At 47.9% G+C, this 16348-nt stretch carries 14 protein-coding genes; 9 read left to right on the top strand and 5 right to left on the bottom strand.

Annotated features, from left to right (window positions below):
- Nucleotides 1–65: 65 nt before the first annotated feature.
- The 4 genes from M3M37_RS00310 (at nt 66) to M3M37_RS00325 (ending at nt 3800) form a co-directional block, all read left to right on the top strand.
- Nucleotides 66–992: a metal ABC transporter solute-binding protein, Zn/Mn family gene (locus M3M37_RS00310; protein WP_252795224.1), complete on the top strand. Its 927-nt coding sequence runs from the start codon at nt 66–68 to the stop codon at nt 990–992.
- 78 nt (nt 993–1070) lie between these two features.
- Nucleotides 1071–1358 carry a CsbD family protein gene (locus tag M3M37_RS00315; protein WP_252795225.1) on the top strand — a complete coding sequence of 96 codons (288 nt, stop codon included), beginning with the start codon at nt 1071–1073 and terminating at the stop codon, nt 1356–1358.
- Nucleotides 1359–1691: 333 nt separating this feature from the next.
- On the top strand, nt 1692–3068 hold the full coding sequence (locus M3M37_RS00320; RefSeq protein WP_252795226.1) for an amino acid permease: 1377 nt from the start codon (nt 1692–1694) through the stop codon (nt 3066–3068).
- Between the two features lie 108 nt (nt 3069–3176).
- Nucleotides 3177–3800: a DUF975 family protein gene (locus M3M37_RS00325; protein WP_252795227.1), complete on the top strand. Its 624-nt coding sequence runs from the start codon at nt 3177–3179 to the stop codon at nt 3798–3800.
- Nucleotides 3801–3860: 60 nt separating this feature from the next.
- Here the strand turns inward: M3M37_RS00325 and M3M37_RS00330 are convergent, their stop codons facing one another.
- Nucleotides 3861–4523 carry an SDR family oxidoreductase gene (locus M3M37_RS00330; protein ID WP_252795228.1) on the bottom strand — a complete coding sequence of 221 codons (663 nt, stop codon included), beginning with the start codon at nt 4521–4523 and terminating at the stop codon, nt 3861–3863.
- Nucleotides 4524–4678: 155 nt separating this feature from the next.
- On the opposite strand from M3M37_RS00330, the gene M3M37_RS00335 reads away from it, so the two are divergent.
- Nucleotides 4679–5623, top strand: a complete 945-nt coding sequence (locus tag M3M37_RS00335; protein ID WP_252795229.1) for an NAD(P)H-dependent flavin oxidoreductase — start codon at nt 4679–4681, stop codon at nt 5621–5623.
- A 38-nt stretch (nt 5624–5661) separates the two neighbouring features.
- Here the strand turns inward: M3M37_RS00335 and M3M37_RS00340 are convergent, their stop codons facing one another.
- The 3 genes from M3M37_RS00340 to M3M37_RS00350 all read right to left on the bottom strand — a co-directional run bounded on the left by M3M37_RS00340 (nt 5662) and on the right by M3M37_RS00350 (nt 9197).
- Complete coding sequence (locus tag M3M37_RS00340) at nt 5662–7005, bottom strand: APC family permease (protein ID WP_252795230.1); 1344 nt, start codon at nt 7003–7005, stop codon at nt 5662–5664.
- Between the two features lie 279 nt (nt 7006–7284).
- Entirely contained in the window at nt 7285–8547 is a 1263-nt protein-coding gene (gene hflX / locus M3M37_RS00345) for a GTPase HflX (protein WP_252795231.1), read from the bottom strand.
- Nucleotides 8547–9197, bottom strand: a complete 651-nt coding sequence (locus M3M37_RS00350) for a histidine phosphatase family protein (RefSeq protein WP_252795232.1) — start codon at nt 9195–9197, stop codon at nt 8547–8549. The genes hflX and M3M37_RS00350 overlap by 1 nt, the downstream gene beginning before the upstream one ends.
- A 122-nt stretch (nt 9198–9319) precedes the next feature.
- Here M3M37_RS00350 and helD point away from each other — a divergent pair, with 122 nt between their 5' ends.
- The 4 genes from helD (at nt 9320) to M3M37_RS00370 (ending at nt 15290) form a co-directional block, all read left to right on the top strand.
- Entirely contained in the window at nt 9320–11635 is a 2316-nt protein-coding gene (gene helD, locus M3M37_RS00355; protein WP_252795233.1) for an RNA polymerase recycling motor HelD, read from the top strand.
- Nucleotides 11636–11638: 3 nt separating this feature from the next.
- Complete coding sequence (gene coaA, locus M3M37_RS00360; protein ID WP_252795234.1) at nt 11639–12553, top strand: type I pantothenate kinase; 915 nt, start codon at nt 11639–11641, stop codon at nt 12551–12553.
- Nucleotides 12554–12674: 121 nt separating this feature from the next.
- Entirely contained in the window at nt 12675–13130 is a 456-nt protein-coding gene (locus M3M37_RS00365; protein WP_252795235.1) for a CopY/TcrY family copper transport repressor, read from the top strand.
- Between the two features lie 3 nt (nt 13131–13133).
- A complete protein-coding gene (locus M3M37_RS00370; protein ID WP_420842966.1) occupies nt 13134–15290 on the top strand; it encodes a heavy metal translocating P-type ATPase in 2157 nt (718 codons plus the stop codon).
- A gap of 55 nt (nt 15291–15345) precedes the next feature.
- Here M3M37_RS00370 and M3M37_RS00375 read toward each other — a convergent pair whose 3' ends face one another.
- Nucleotides 15346–16299: a DUF4097 family beta strand repeat-containing protein gene (locus M3M37_RS00375; RefSeq protein ID WP_252795236.1), complete on the bottom strand. Its 954-nt coding sequence runs from the start codon at nt 16297–16299 to the stop codon at nt 15346–15348.
- Between the last annotated feature and the right edge of the window lie 49 nt (nt 16300–16348).

Consider the following 16348-nt stretch of genomic DNA (forward strand, 5'->3'; position numbering starts at 1 on the left):
AAATTGAAGCGATGGGGATTAATGCATCGATATTACTATTTTTATTATAGGGGGAAAACGGGAAAATGGCAAAATTACGACGAGTTGCACTAGTTTTGATAACACTGTTGTGTACGGTGGGACTAGCTGCTTGTAGTACGAGTAAAAAGCAAACGCAGCAACAGACTCATCCCAAGCAGATCAAGGTGGTTGCTTCCACTAACATTTACGGGCAGATGGCCCAAGCCGTAGTGGGGAAACATGGTCAGGTGAAATCGCTAGTAAATAGTGGGGTGGATCCGCACGACTTTAACCCGAGCACGCAGGATGCCAATCAGATTAGTGACGCTAACATTATCATTCAAAACGGAATCGGGTACGATGATTGGATGAACAAGTTGGATCAAAATGCCAGCGATGCAGCGGTCAAGCTGAACGTTGGTAAGTTAATGAACAAAAAGGATGGGGATAACGAACACCTGTGGTACAATCCGCAAACCGCACCGAAAGTGGTTCACCAGTTGGTCAAAGACGCCAGCAAGTTGCAGCCCAACCACAAACAAGAATTTACGAAAAACGGACAGGACTACTTAGATCGCCTGCAAAAGGTGAACCAGTTAGCGGCTACTAGCCGGCAGAACCTCAAAGAGCACCAGTTAAATCGGAAGGTCGATGTGAGTGAACCGGTCTTTGATTATGCCTTACAGGCGATGGGCTATGAAGTTAACAACCAGAGTTTTGAAAATGCAACCCAAAAGGAAGTGGACCCATCGCCCGCTAGCATTAAGGCAATGAAAAAAGACATTACGGACCATCGAATCGCGTTCTTTGTTGATAATACCCAAACCGATAGTAAAACGGTTGGTCAGATGGTCAAGTTAGCCCGACAACACGATGTACCGGTGGTAAAAGTAACGGAAACCATTCCGAAGAATCAGAAATACGTTAAGTGGATTACCAAAACGTATCAAGAAGTTTTAGACGTGCAACAACACGAGTTACAAAATAAATAAGGAAAATTAGTACTTTATTAGTGGTCGAATTACCCAGAATGTGCTACATTTAAAGCATAATTAAAGGAGGGTTTCATTATGAAAAACGTACTTTTAGGACTTAGTTTAGCTGCCAACGTGGCATTAGGATACGTCGTATTAAAGGATACTGATGCTTTAGAAGACTTAACCGAAAAATTTGATGAATTAAGTGGCAAGGCGGCTGAAAAGTTTGATAGCTTTACTGATGAAGCAGAAGGCAAAGCCAAACAAATTGAAGGCGCTCTGACGGATGACCCCAAGGCCAAGCTGGAAGGCGACCTCGAAAGTGGTAAAGGCGCTGTAAAAGAAAAAGTTCAAGATGCCAAAGACGCTTTAACTGATTAATCACAAAGAAGGACGCGCAGCGGTGCTGCCGTCCTTTTTGTGTGGTCTAAATTAGCGTTGGGCATACCATGATAGTCCCATAATTGATAAAAAGATGAGTACCAGTGCGATGACCACCAGTAAGTTCCGAATTTTCATTGGTAAGACCTCCCTAACCCTTAGTGTAGCATGTTACTCAAGTTAGCTAACTTGGTTGACACTAATTCTGAATCTTGATAGGATGGTTTTCAGACTGTTTAAGAAAAAGTTTATAAATTGCATGAAAAAAATGTCTCGACGCCAAACCGACCTGATTTGAAACGGAGGCATTTTTCTTTTAGAAAGGTGTTGAATATGGCAAAAGAAGCACAAACGAACCAGGAACAAGATTTAAACCGGGGTCTAACTTCGCGGCACGTCCAGATGATTGCCATCGGAGGCGCAATTGGAACCGGACTGTTCTTAGGTTCTGGAGAGGGAATTAAGTCGGCAGGACCGGCCTTAATCCTTGCGTACTTAATTACCGGAATTTTTTCGTACCTCATGATGCGGGCCGTGGGAGAATTGTTGCTGTCGAATCTGAAATTTCATTCTTTCATCGACTTTGTTCGCCAGTATTTAGGTGAAAAATGGGAGTTTGCGATTGGCTGGGCCTACTGGCTAAGTTGGGCTAGTTTGGCGATGGCCGATTTAACGGCCTCCGGGATTTACATGCATTTTTGGTTTCCTCAGCTGCCGCAGTGGATCATGCCGTTAATCGTGGTAACGATCTTAGTGATTTTTAACCTAATCAATGTAGCGTGGTTTGGAGAACTAGAATCGGCGTTTTCGAGCATTAAAATTTTTGCTATTTTAGCGCTGATTTTGGCTGGAATCGGGATGATTGCCGTCGGGTTCCATACCCACGGAACGACCGCTTCCTTAGCTAACTTGTTTGACCATGGCGGCTTCTTTGCCACTGGATTCTTGGGATTTATCATGGCCTTTCCCATCGTAATCTTTGCCTTTACCGGGATTGAAATGGTGGGATTAACCGCTGGGGAAACCCGCGATCCGCAAAAGGACATCCCCAAAGCGATTAACTCTGTGCCAATGCGGATCGGATTGTTCTACGTGGGTTCCATGGTCGTTATTATGTCAGTCTACCCGTGGAATCAAATTAATCCCAGCCAGTCACCGTTTGTGCAAATCTTCTCAGGACTAGGAATTCGGTATGCAGCCGACATCATCAACTTTGTGGTCTTAACGTCTGCCTTGTCAGCTGCTAATTCTGCCATCTTTTCGACGTCTAGAACCCTGTACATTTTAGGGAAGAACGGCCAGGCACCGAAGTCATTTAGTAAACTATCACGGCACAACGTTCCGTATGTGGGGATTTTGTTTTCATCGCTTCTCTTCCTAGGCATCGTGTTATTAAACTACTTCTACCCCAGCAAGATCTTTTTGCTGATTACCGGAGTCGCCACAATGAGCTTTATCTTCGTGTGGATTATTATCATGATTACTCACATTCAATATAAGCGAACGAACGTTAATCCGGAGGACCACTTCAAGATGCCGTGGTTCCCAGGCTCTAGCTATGCCACGATTTTGTTCTATCTCGTGGTTTTGGTAGTGCTGCTGGTGAACGGTCAAACTCGGCTTTCAGTGATTGCAACCGTAATCTTCTTTGCGGCGATGATCATTGGATATATCCTGTTTGATCGCAACAAGCAACGCAAAGTAAAGTAAATTTAAAGTAGTGAAAGCGAACAATTTCTGAATTGTTCGCTTTTTTTGTTGCGACTTTATATTATACAATCTATAATATATAATGAAAAAACAAAACGAGGTGGACTTATGAACTTTCAACTATTAAAACAAAAAACGTTACATAACTTTGCCGGGAACTGGGTGGCCGCTATTTTAATTGGCTTACCATATGTAATTATGAATTATGCTACAGTTCGGTTCCGGTTCTTATCTTTCATTTTAGCCATTTTAGCCATTTTGGGCATCTTGGTCTTGGTGGGAATGGTATTCACCCTCAGCGAATGGTTTGACTTTAACCAGGTCCCGAAAGCCCCCTTAACTGCAACTTTTCGTAACATGTTCTCAACGCCCAAACCGTGGGGACCATTTTTGCTTTGCATCGTTGTTTATGGGTTTATGATTCTATGGTCGTTACTGTTGATTGTACCGGGAATCGTGAAGGGATTAGCTTACTCACAAGCACTCTTTATCTACCGCGATCACGTGTTACGGGGTGAAACTGATCCTGACATCAATGAGGTCATCACGGAAAGTCGGCGCCTCATGAACGGGCATAAGCTAGAATTTTTCTGGTTAAATCTATCCTTTATCGGATGGGGAATTTTGTCCTTTATGACCTTGGGAATTGGCTTTTTCTGGCTGGTTCCGTACTACATGGGCACAATGGTGAACTACCATGAAGCTTTGGTCGCAGGTGGAGATGTCATTTAAACCAGTCAAAAAGCCAGTCACTGATTAAACGTCAGCAACTGGCTTTTTCTATGCACTCGATTAAAGTTGATCGAGCGCTGTTTCAATCGGAGTTTGACCGCTTTCCATTGTAATTACTTGATGGTCTGCGTGGTGATCCTGCAGACTAGCAGCTAACACGGCCGCTACGTCGGGAATCGGATTGCTAGCGGTGTTGTGAGCGGGATTCAGGGTCACTAAGCCCGTCCCTGGTTCTTCCGTTAACGAACTAGGTTGTAAAATGGTGTAATTCAAGTTCGTTCGGTGACTCAAATAGTCGTCAGCCATGAACTTAGCAGCTTGGTAGGCTTGTAAACTAGCGTAGTGCTCGTTGTTAAGCCAACTATCGATGTCTAAAGCGCCAAACGAACTGAGCATAATGTAGCGGTCGACGTGCGCGTTTTCGGCGGCAATCATCGTTTTGATGGCTCCAAAGCTATCGACGTTGACCAAATCGTGACCCCGCGAGCCAGCGACAAAGTAAATCGCATCAAAGCCGGTTTCCAGGTTAGTAAGTTCTGGTAAACCGATGGTCCCCAGTTCCAACTTTTCAACCGTTACGTGGTCCAGTGCAGCCAGGGCTTGGGCTGCTTCCTTTTCTGGATGGCCGACGGCAATTGTAATTTCGTTTGCTGGATTCTGGAGCAAGTCGTGCGTTAAGGCAGTTCCCACTCGTCCGGAACCACCAATAATCATAATTTTCATAATAAAGCTCTCCTTTTCTGCCATTCTAAAGGGTCATTATAACTACTTAACCGCTTTTTTTCGAATGGTTTGCTTATGAAGCCGGGTTTCTTGTGTTCAAGTAGCAGGTCTAGTAGTATTAATTACTAAAAGTAAGTAGAGAGGACGGAAACAAAATGCAAAATCGTGTAACAGAGATTTTAGGAACTCGGTATCCCTTGATTCAAGCACCCATGAACTGGCTGACGGATGCGCGGTTAGTCGCAGCTGTCACCAATGCGGGCGGATTAGGGACGTTTGGACCCAATGCCGGCCGGGATTCTTTAAAGCAGAATGGCATGGAAATCATGGAACACCAGATTAAAATGGCCCAGGAACTCACTAACGGACCGATTGCAATGACCCTGGGCTTGAACCCGCAGGGAGAAGATCAATCCTACGCGCAACAAGTGTTAGAGCGTTCGTTAGCCCTTGGGATTCGTTACTTTTTGGTGGGTGGTGAACCGGACGAAACCATTTATCACGAGGTCAAGGCGGCGGACGCCACGTTGATTGCCCGTAGCTATAATCCGACGCCCGCGGAGGCCCAACGGCAGGTCGAACTGGGGGCTGATCTAATCGTTGCGACTGGATATGACGAAGGGGGCGTGATTCCGACCCATGGGAACGGGACCTTTACTACGGTGCCCCGGATTGCGGATGCCGTTTCGATTCCGGTGTTAGCGGCCGGTGGCATTAACGATGACCGCGGCGTGCGAGCCGCCATGTCGCTGGGAGCCGAAGGCGTCTTTGTCGGTAGTCGCTTTTTGGTGACGCAGGAAGCCCGGACGGCTCCAGTTACCAAACAAAAGATTATGGCTAGTACCGCGGAAGATCTGTTGCTGGTGGCGCCCAATAAGCGCTCACTTCGCAATCGGCTGATGGAAGAACTTGCCACTCAATTTCGGGAGGGCGACCACACGACCTTCCGCAAAACTCTAGAACTCGGGGGCGTCCGACCAGCCATGTTGCATGGTGAACTGGAAGCCGGTGAAGTTACCGTTAACACCGGTTTGGATTTGATCCAAACGGAACCGACCGTTGCCGAACTAATCAACGAATTAATGCAAGATTTCCACTAAAAAAGGAGCGACCACCGCGGTTGCTCCTTTTTTGCGTGTTATTTAGTTGCTTGACGCGGACGCATCACTTTGAAGTAGTACACCGGAATCCCGATGGCTACGATGCCTAATGAAACGAGAACCCCGATGGGATCAGACGTAATTTCAGAAATGATTACAAAGAGGGAACCCAAGATGGCCACGATGGGCGTGAAGGGAAACAGTGGGACGGAGAAGACCCGGACTTGGTTCGGGTTCCGTTTCCGCAGTAAGAAGACGCCGACAAAGGCCATCACGTAGAAACAGTACACGGTAAAGATACAAAGTTCAGAAATCCGGTCGGGATTGGTGAAGCAAATCATCAAGCCGGCAATGATTAAGGTGGCGATGATGGCAAAGACCGGAGTCCGTGTTTTCGGATTCAGGTAGGACAGCCACTTTGAACCCGGTAACTGCTTTTCTTCAGCCATCGCGTACATAATCCGGGGGAACGTCATGATTTTTCCGTTCATGCACCCGATGATGGAAATGATGATTCCGATACTGAGCGCTTTTCCACCCCAAACGCCAAAGTCCTTGTTAGCAATGTAAGGAATGGCAGTTGTTCCCAGTTCGTGAATCTTAGCGGGACCAATGCTCTTGAGGACCCCGTAGGAAACCAGCAGGTAAATGACCATGACCAGCATGATTCCTAAAGAAATAGCGCGTGGCAACATTTTCTTTGGATTTTTAATTTCTCCCCCCAGGTTGACCACTAAAATCCAACCATCAAAGGCAAACAGGGTGGCTAACATGGCAACTCCAAAGCCACCGGCCGTGGTGTGTAGGTCACCCACGCTTTGCGAAAAGGCGTCGGCGTGACCGAAGAAGAGCCCAAAAATAATTAACGCTGCCACCGGCACCAACTTACAGATCGTGGTGATGATGGCAAAAGCACCACCGTACCGGTTGGGAAAGATGTTTAAAATTCCCACCAGGATGATCGATCCCAGTGCAATTGGCAGGGTCCAGAATGATGGCAAGTGGAAGAAGTCCAGGACCAAGATGGCGAGGTATGAACCAAGTGCTGCAATCATGGCTGGTCCGTAAACAATAATCTGCATCCACCCGGACAAAAAGCCCCAGAATTTATTGTAGATGGCTTCCATGTACGCATAGAGTCCCCCGGTACTAGGAATCTGGGAGGCAATTTCTGCAATTGTCAGTCCAGCAGCCAGGGTTAAGAGACCCCCGGCGAGCCAGGCAAAGAGGGCGGCCTTAGCAGAGCCCGCGTCGTTAATGACGGCAGCCTGGCGGACGAAGATTCCGACCCCGATGATGGTTCCCACCACGAGGGCGAGCGCCGACCAGAGGCCCAGCGATCGGTTTAACGAAACATCCGCTTGTGAAGTTGGTTTTTCCATGATGATTCCTCCTTAAAACGGTCGGAACCGAACAAAAAACGCCCCTAACCCAATTGTTAGGGACGTTGTGACGCGCGGTTCCACCCAAATTCTTCCAAATGATTGGAAGCACTTTTAGTTGATTAACGTTCATGAGGCTTAAAGTGGCTAAAGGGCTCGTCTGATCCACTTCCCAGCTCCGTGGATTCTCTGTACAGACGTTCATCCCAATTTCATCTTTAAGCAATGACATTATTGTATACAGAACCTGAACAGTTGTCAACAATCAATGTTAATTAATTAGTCAATTTCATATTTTTGGTAGCGTTCGGCGGCACTAGCGGGTAAGGAAACCGTTAGTTTGGTGCCGTCAGCTTGATATTCCGTTTGTTGGACGTCGAATTCCTGGTTAAAGGTCGAAACGAGGTCTCCGGCTTGAAACGGGAAGAGGTAGGTCTTTTGCACGTAGTCAGAAAACAGCTGGGCGCTGATCATAGCCACTAACTCATTAATCGAAGCGGGGTCCAAGGCTGACATAATCAGGTTTTCACCTGCTCGTTCGGGGAAACGACTACCGGTCCGGTCCGCTTTGTTAAAGGCCGTAATCATCGGTAGGTTAGGCACGCCGATTTCTTGGAGGGTCCGTTGCGTGGTTTCCATCATTAGTTCTTGGTTAGAGTCGGAATAGTTGACCACCTGGACCAAGAGATCAGCCGTGGCGGCTTCCTTTAACGTGGACTTGAAGGCTTCCACCAATTGGTGGGGGAGTTCACTGACAAATCCGACCGTATCACTGAGTAAAAGTTGCTTGTTGCCGGGTAATTCGAGTTTTCGCACGCTGGTATCTAGGGTGGCAAACAGCATGTCCTTTACAAAGACCTGTTTGTCCTCGTTTTCACCGTAGCGTTTGACCAGCTCGTTCATAATCGTGGACTTGCCGGCGTTGGTGTAACCGACCAGGGCCACGGTTTTCACCCGATTTTCCTTGCGGCGTTGGCTCTGCGTTTCATAAGAACGGCCGAGTTCTTTTAGTTCGTGGCGAACGTGGCTAATCTGGTGTTCAATCGTTCGCCGGTTTAATTCGAGCTTGGTTTCTCCGGCTCCCCGGTTAGCTAAGCCACCTCCCGCGGCCTGTTGGTCCAGGCGTTGACTGGCACTAGTTCGTAAACGAGGCAGTTGATAGCGTAACTTGGCGAGTTGAACCTGCAACTGGGCTTCTTTGGTGTGAGCCCGGTTGGCAAAGATTTCTAAGATAAGGCCGGTCCGGTCGATCACCGTGGCCTTGGTGGCATTTTCAATGTTGCGGATCTGACTGGGACTAAGCTCGTCGTTTGCGACAATCGTGTCGGCATCCGTACTGCGCACCAGGTCGGCTAGTTCCTCAATCTTGCCCTTCCCAAAGTAGGTACCGGCGTCTGGATGATCTAGTTTTTGCACGAGGGTGGCAATACTTTGCATGTGGTTGGCGATCACTAACTGCTCTAATTCAGCCATTGAGTAGTCAAAGTTGGGGTGATTAACGTTCAGTCCGATCGTAATGACCGGGGTTGGTGTTGGTTCCATTAATGCTCCTTGTGGTTGTAGTAGTCGACGGTAAAGGTTCCGTCTTCGAAAATGACCTTGGTGATGCTGCCGTTTAAAATGGAATCCCGAATGTCTAAGTCACTAAATTGACTCACGACACTCTTAATTAGGGTTCCATGGGCGACCACCAGGATGTTTTGACCGGGTTCGGCTTTGGCGACGATTTCGTCTAGTCCGGGTTGCAAACGAGCCCAGAATTGTTGGTCGTTTTCGGCCTCTCCGTAGGGATCCGCTTCTGCAATTAAATCTCGGGTTTTTTCAATTCCAAAGGTTTCAATTAACTTGGGGTAGGAGTAGCAGCCGGTTCGTCCCCCGACGATGCTCCAGGTTTGGCCGGTATCGTTGCCTTCAAAGTAACCAAAGTTTTCTTCACGCAGCGCCGGCTTTTGGATGGGTTCGGTGAGTGGGGCGGGATTAGCCTCTAAAATAATCCGAGCGGTTCGACTAGCCCGCTTGGTGTCACTACTATACGCTTGGTCAAAAGTAATCTGACTGAGGGTGTTTGCGGCTGTAACCGCGTCTTGCACGCCTTTATCAGTTAAATCAGAATCGGCCCACCCCTGAATGCGGTGGTAATGATTTAGTTGGGTTTGTCCATGACGAACAAAATACAGGTTGATTCCAGTCATGGGAAATTCCTCCTTCTACGGCATAATTTAGCTTCAGTTTACCATACTTACCGGTTGTTTCATCGTGTTTAGCGGCTAGATATGGTAGAATGGTTCATCGATTAAACTAACGGAGGTGCACGATGGCGACAGAAGACACCAAGATTAAACAAGCAGAACAAGCCCACCTCGACTACGTGCGGGGCAAGATTAAAATTGCAGAAGAAATAACGGCCGAAACGATTACGAAGGCCAAGCAGAGTCAAAAGGATTTAGAGGATCATTTTTATGATGATGTTCGCTTAAAGACCAGTACTTACGAAGGTCAAATGGAAACCGGAGTCTCCGTCCGGCAGCAACAACAAATGTTGGAACAACGGCAAAACCGGTGGCAGTCGGCAACGCGGGACATGGAGACGTTGCAAAAGTTATACCAAAACGCCTACTTTGCCCGGATTGACCTGAAGGAAGATGGAGAAGCACAGCCCGAAAAGATTTACATTGGGTTGTCTTCCTTTGTCAATCCGAATGATAGCGATGAGTACCTCATTTACGACTGGCGAGCTCCCATCAGTAGCGTGTACTACGACAGTGGTGTCGGAGAAATGACCTACAACGCACCGAGTGGGCCGCAACGGGTGGATGTAACCTTAAAGCGGGAGCTCCAAATTAAGAATGGCAAGCTGATCCAGGTTTTTGACACCGACGAAGCGGTCGGGGACCGGGTGTTACTGGAAAACCTGCAACACCAATCAGACACCAAGATGAAGAGCATCGTAACCACGATTCAAAAGGAACAGAACGCGATTATCCGGGATACTAGTTCGGACCTCTTGTTTGTGCAGGGGGTCGCTGGATCCGGGAAGACCGCGGCGGTGCTACAACGGGTCGCCTACCTGTTGTACCGGTACCGCGGCAAGCTAACGCCGGGGCAGGTAATTCTCTTTTCGCCGAACCAACTCTTTAACGACTACATTAACCAAGTGCTGCCCGAACTAGGCGAACAAAACATGGTGCAGATGACCTACTACCAGTTTATGCGCCGGCGGGTGCCCCGATTAACGGTGGAAACCCTGGAACAACGTTTTGACGAAAGCCTGACGGACGAAACCCAAAACGTGACGACGTTGAAAAATAGTTTGGCGTTGTTTAAGGCCGAAGGTGAGTACGCGGACTCCTTAAATCAAACGGGGGCGGCCTTTCGGAACATCATGTTTCAAGGTAAGGTTTTCATTTCTAAGGAACAAATTAATGAAATTTACCGGAGTTTTAACCCGAACTACCGGCTGCGAAATCGCTTAGAGGCCACTAAGGAAAAGCTGCTGCAGATTTTGAAGCAACGGATGGGCATGGAAATGAAGAAACGCTGGGTGGAAGAAGCCGTGGAAGGACTCAGTAGCGAGCAGATTGAGATATTGCACGCGAACGCTGGGCGGCAACGGACAGATGATGATCGTGATGCCCGCTTCTTAGCGCGCCAGGTAGTCAAAGCGGCCTTTGCTAAGGTTCACCAACAGATTAAACGGAACCGCTTCTTTAACATTAACCAGCAGTTCGTTAACTTTTTACGTCAAGTTCCGGAACTAGTTAACCTGTCCGATTGGCACGTAACGTTGTCTGAATGGCAGACTAGCGTGCGAGCTACGGTGAAACGATTCCAAGCCGGCAAAATCAGTATGGCGGACGTTTCCATTTACCTCTATTTGTTTGACCTGGTAACGGGAAAACAACCAGATCTCAAGATGCGCTACCTCTTTATTGATGAAGTGCAGGATTACACTCCGTTTCAATTAGCCTACTTACAGTGGAACTACCCGCGGGCGAAGTTTACGGTTCTCGGGGATTTAAACCAGGCCATCTTTACCCGGGACAGCAGTCAAACGTTGATGGCAGACTTGCGGCAGCTCTTTAATCCCGACAAGATTCGGGTCATCAAGCTGTTGAAGTCCTACCGGTCAACGGCCCAGATTACGGACTTTACCAAGCAATTAATTCCAGATGGTCAAGACATCGAAGCCTATGCGCGTCAGGGTGAGGTTCCGGTGCTTGCCGTGACTAAGAACCACGAGCAAGCGATCCAGAGATTATTCCAAACTATTGTTACCAATCAAAAGGCCGAAGAAACCACCGCGGTGATTGGCAAGACGCTTGCCGAATGTCGTCAAATTGCGGCGGATTTAAAGGACCGTGAGGTCTCCACGACGCTAATTCAAACGGAAAACCAACGCCTGGCGAAGGGGGTTGTGATTGTGCCAGCCTACCTCGCCAAGGGGCTCGAATTTGATGCCGTGGTAATGTGGGACGGTTCCAAGGATAACTATCCAACCGATCAGGATGACAAGCTGGTCTACACCATTTGTACCCGGGCCATGCATCGCTTGGAAATCATTTCCATTGGCCAGCCATCACCCCTCTTTGCAGCGGTGAACCCGGCCGATTACCAGCTGGTAAAGGAGTAAGCAATGGAAAACTTTGACGCGTACGATAAGGCCACTTGGGCCCAGTTTTATCCGACCACGCTCCAACCGATTGACGCGACGACGCTAGACCAATTAAAAGCCTTTAACGACCAAATTTCGATTACGGACGTGCAGCAGGTTTACATGCCCCTGATTCAATTGCTACGGGGCGCTTTTGACTCTTATCACCAGTGGCAGCAACGCAAGAGTGACTTTTTGCACCAAACGCCCCAGACGATTCCGTTTATCATCGGAATTTCGGGGAGTGTCGCGGTGGGAAAGTCGACCACGGCGCGTCTGTTGCAGTATCTGTTGACCCAGCTGCTGCCGAATCGTAAGACTCAGTTAGTGACGACTGATGGATTTTTGTACTCGACCAAAACCCTTACGGAACGAGGGCTTTTAGACCGGAAGGGATTTCCGGAGAGCTATGACATGGCTCGTTTAATTGACTTCTTGCTCCAGGTCAAGGCGGGGGAATCGGTAGTGGAAGCTCCGGTTTATTCCCACCAGACCTATGACATCGTTCCAGATCAAGTAACGCGGATTGAACGCCCCGATTTTTTGATTATTGAGGGGATTAATACGTTGCAAATTCCCGCTGAGGCACATCTCTACGTCAGTGACTTTACTGATTTTTCGATTTACATTGACGCGAACCCGGATTTGATTGAAAGTTGGTATCTAACCCGGTTTCAAAAGTTACTGCGAACGGCCTTTACCGACCCGGAAAACTATTTTTACCGCTACACGAAGTACTCGGAGGCTGAGGCGCTGGCGATTGCCAAACAAACCTGGCAGGAGATTAACCTCCCAAACCTTAACGAGTACATTTTGCCGACTCGGGATCGGGCCAACTTGATTATTCATAAGGGTCCACAGCACATGATTGAACGCTTGTACCTGCGTAAATACTAACCAAACGCCACCTCCATTTTCAGAGGTGGTGTTTTTTATGGGCAAAATGGTTGCAAAGTTTACAGTTGTAGATTAAGATTAACAATGAAATTTACAAATGTAGACGAAACGGGGTGACTAGATGGCAACGGAAACTAACCAAATTGACATTACACCAGCCGAGTGGAAGGTGATGCGGTTAATCTGGTCGTTGGGGTCGAGTTCGACAACGGACATCATTACGGAGCTGCAACGGCAGTCGGATTGGAAGACGTCGACGATTAAGACCTTATTGCGGCGGTTGTGCGACAAGGATTTGTTAACCACCACTAAGGACGGACGGCAATTTATGTACCATCCGCAGGTGAGCGAGCAACTAGCGATGAACGAGACGGCGGAAGCGCTGTTTACCCAATTGTGTGAGATGCACAAGGGGCAGGTGCTGTTAGATCTCGTCCAAAAATCAGAAATCAGTCGAGGAGACATTCAGACGTTGCAAGCTGCTTTAGCGCAGAAGTTGCCGACGGCCCCCGAGGAAGTTGATTGTAATTGCTTACCAGATCGGATGGCAAACTGCCAGGAACACGGAAAGGAGTAGGTTATGAAACCAGACGAAAACAAGAATGAGATGCACGGCATGCAAATGGATCGTGATTCGATGAACATGAAGGGCATGGATATGAAATCTGACGGAAAAGACATGCACGGCATGCAGATGAACCATGGGTCGATGAACATGGGCGGGATGAACATGAGTCCTGGCTCAATGGAAATGGACATGGGTGGCGGCCACATGATGAACATGGGGAACTTTAAGCGTCGCTTTTGGATTTCACTAATTCTAGCGATTCCGATTCTCCTATTATCTCCCTTCATGGGGATTGTCCTGCCCTTCCAAATTACGTTCCCCGGCTCCAACTGGGTCGTTATGATTTTATCGACGATTCTATTCTTCTACGGAGGCGAACCATTTTTCTCCGGAGCTAAAGGGGAATTAAAGTCCCATGCACCCGCCATGATGACGTTGATTACGATGGGGATTTCGGTTGCATACCTCTACAGTCTCTATTCCTTCGTGATTAAAACCTTCATCAATCCGCAAGCGCACGTGATGGACTTTTTCTGGGAACTAGCCAGCTTAATTGTCATTATGCTGCTGGGGCACTGGATTGAAATGAGTGCAGTGATGAATGCTGGGAATGCCTTGCAGAAGATGGCGGCGTTACTTCCCGATTCAGCACACTTAGTGACGGCGGAAGGCCAAACTAAGGACGTTCCCGTAGGTCAACTACAAAAGGAACAAATCGTAGTCGTGCAACCTGGAGAAAAGATTCCTACTGATGGAGTAGTCGTTTCGGGAGCAAGTGATGTGAACGAAGCGTTAGTTACCGGGGAAGCCAAGGCAGTTGCCAAAAACAAGGGCAGCAAGGTGATTGGTGGTTCCGTCAACGGTGATGGAAGTTTACGGGTTCAAGTAACGGCCACGAGTAGTGATGGGTATCTGTCCCAAGTAATTAACCTGGTTCAACAAGCCCAAAAGGAAAAATCGAAGGCCGAAACGTTAGCCAACAAGGTGGCGCGGTGGTTGTTCTACGCTGCCCTCAGCATTGGGATTTTAGCCCTGGTAGTTTGGACGATCATTAGTGGGTTAAGCGTTGGACTGCAACGGATGGTGACGGTCTTAGTGATTGCTTGTCCCCACGCTTTAGGATTAGCGGTTCCACTAGTAATTGCCCGGAGTACGTCGATTGCCGCTCAAAACGGTTTGTTGATTAGAAACCGGCAGGCGATTGAAGAGGTTAACAAACTCGACTACGTCTTCATGGATAAAACGGGAACCTTGACGCAAGGGGTCTTCCAGTTAAATGACTTGGTCAGCACTAGTGACCTTCCCAAAACAGACCTGTTAAATCTGTTTGCCGACGTGCAAGCTAACTCGAGCCACCCGTTGGCCGTTGGGGTGGTTAATGAAGCCAAAAAGCAAGGCTTAACGATTGATCCAGCCACGGACATGCAAGCCATTCAAGGGGTCGGAGTCACCGGAACCGTCAATGGCAAATTCTACCAAATTGTGTCCGCCAAGTACCTGGATCAACACCAGATTGCTTACGATCACGACCAGTTTGCTAAACTAGCCGGGGCTGGAAACTCGATCAGTTACCTGGTTCAAGACGATAACGTGCTTGGTTTGACAGCCCAAGGCGATGTCCTCCGTCCCGAATCCAAACGGTTGATTAGTCAGTTACAACGGATGCACATCAAACCAGTGATGTTAACGGGTGATAACGACCTCTCGGCTAAACGAGTGGCGCACGAACTCGGTGACATTGAGTACCACGCTGAACTGCTACCGGCTGATAAGGAAAAAGTCGTAGCAAAGACCGAAGCTGCTGGTAACCACGTGATGATGGTGGGAGACGGAATCAACGATGCTCCGAGCTTATCACGCGCTAACATTGGGGTCGCCATTGGGGCCGGAACCGACGTGGCAATTGACTCTGCTGACGTGGTCTTGGTGCGCAGTGACCCAGAAGATATCATTAACTTCTTGAACTTAGCGAAGGCTACCAACCGCAAGATGGTCGAAAACCTCTGGTGGGGAGCCGGATACAACATCATTGCAATGCCACTGGCTGCTGGAATTTTAGCTCCAATTGGAATTATTCTTTCCCCAGCGGTGGGAGCCATTATCATGTCACTATCAACGGTGATTGTGGCGGTCAACGCATTGACGTTACACTTGAAAAAAGAAGATTAGTAAATTAAAAAACAGGTGTCCCTCCATGCGGAAGGGCACCTGTTTTTGGTTAAAACTATTTAGTTTCAGTATCTTTGTGTTTGATGGCGACGTTCTTTAAATCGAGGTCACCACCGTCGGTATTAATTTCACTGTAATTAATCTTGGCGTTCTTAATTTGGACGTCACCGGAGTTACTGTCGATTTTAACCCGGTGGTAATTGGCTTGTTTCTTGCTGTCGATGGTGACATCTCCAGAACCGCTGTTAAAGATTAGGTTTTTGGCGGCTAAATCATGGGTCTCAATCTCACCACTTCCAGAATTAACCTTAACCTGATTGAGGTTGGCTTGGGATAAAGCTACGTCGCCGGAGCTACTGTTAATTTTAACTGGCTTGACGGTATCCACTTTGTGTAACGTGACATCACCACTCCCAGATTCAATTGCAAGTTCAGTGGGGTTCGAGTTGCGCAAGCGAACATCCCCACTGGCAGATTTAATGTCCGTTTTTCCCAGTTGGCTGTCGTTGCTAGTTACATCTCCGTTAGCAGTGTTAATCGTGGTTTGGGTTAACTTCGTCTTATTTAATGTTACATTTCCGCCGTTACTGTTAACTTGGAGGTTTTTAACTTTAGCAGGCGTGTTGAAGGTAACGTCACTGGCATTAATTTTGACGGTGTTAGGATTGGTAATCTTGGGAATTGTGACCACGACTTCGGTTTTCAGCTTATGATTATGCTTTAATTGGTCCCACAGTTGCTGATTTTTGAACGTGACGTCGATGTGATCACCGTTCTTGATTACGTTAGGTTTTTGTTTGCCGTCAAAGTTTGATGTGACGGTAAACTCGTCCCCCGTTTTGACGGTCACTTGAGCGGGAACGTTGACCTTTAGGGTGTCTAACTGGGCGGTGTTCTTCACTTTTTGCGTTGTTTGGGGGGCAGCTAATGATTGTTTTGGCGTGGTAACGGTCACAAAGGTACCCACGGCTAAACTTGCAACGGCCAGCCCCATGATTTTTTTAAACATGGAAAACTTCCTTTCTCGGCTTTCCTTTAAATTTAGCACGCTTTTTTTT

It is taken from the genome of Fructilactobacillus carniphilus, assembly GCF_024029675.1.
GTDB classification, from domain to species: Bacteria; Bacillota; Bacilli; order Lactobacillales; family Lactobacillaceae; genus Fructilactobacillus; species Fructilactobacillus carniphilus.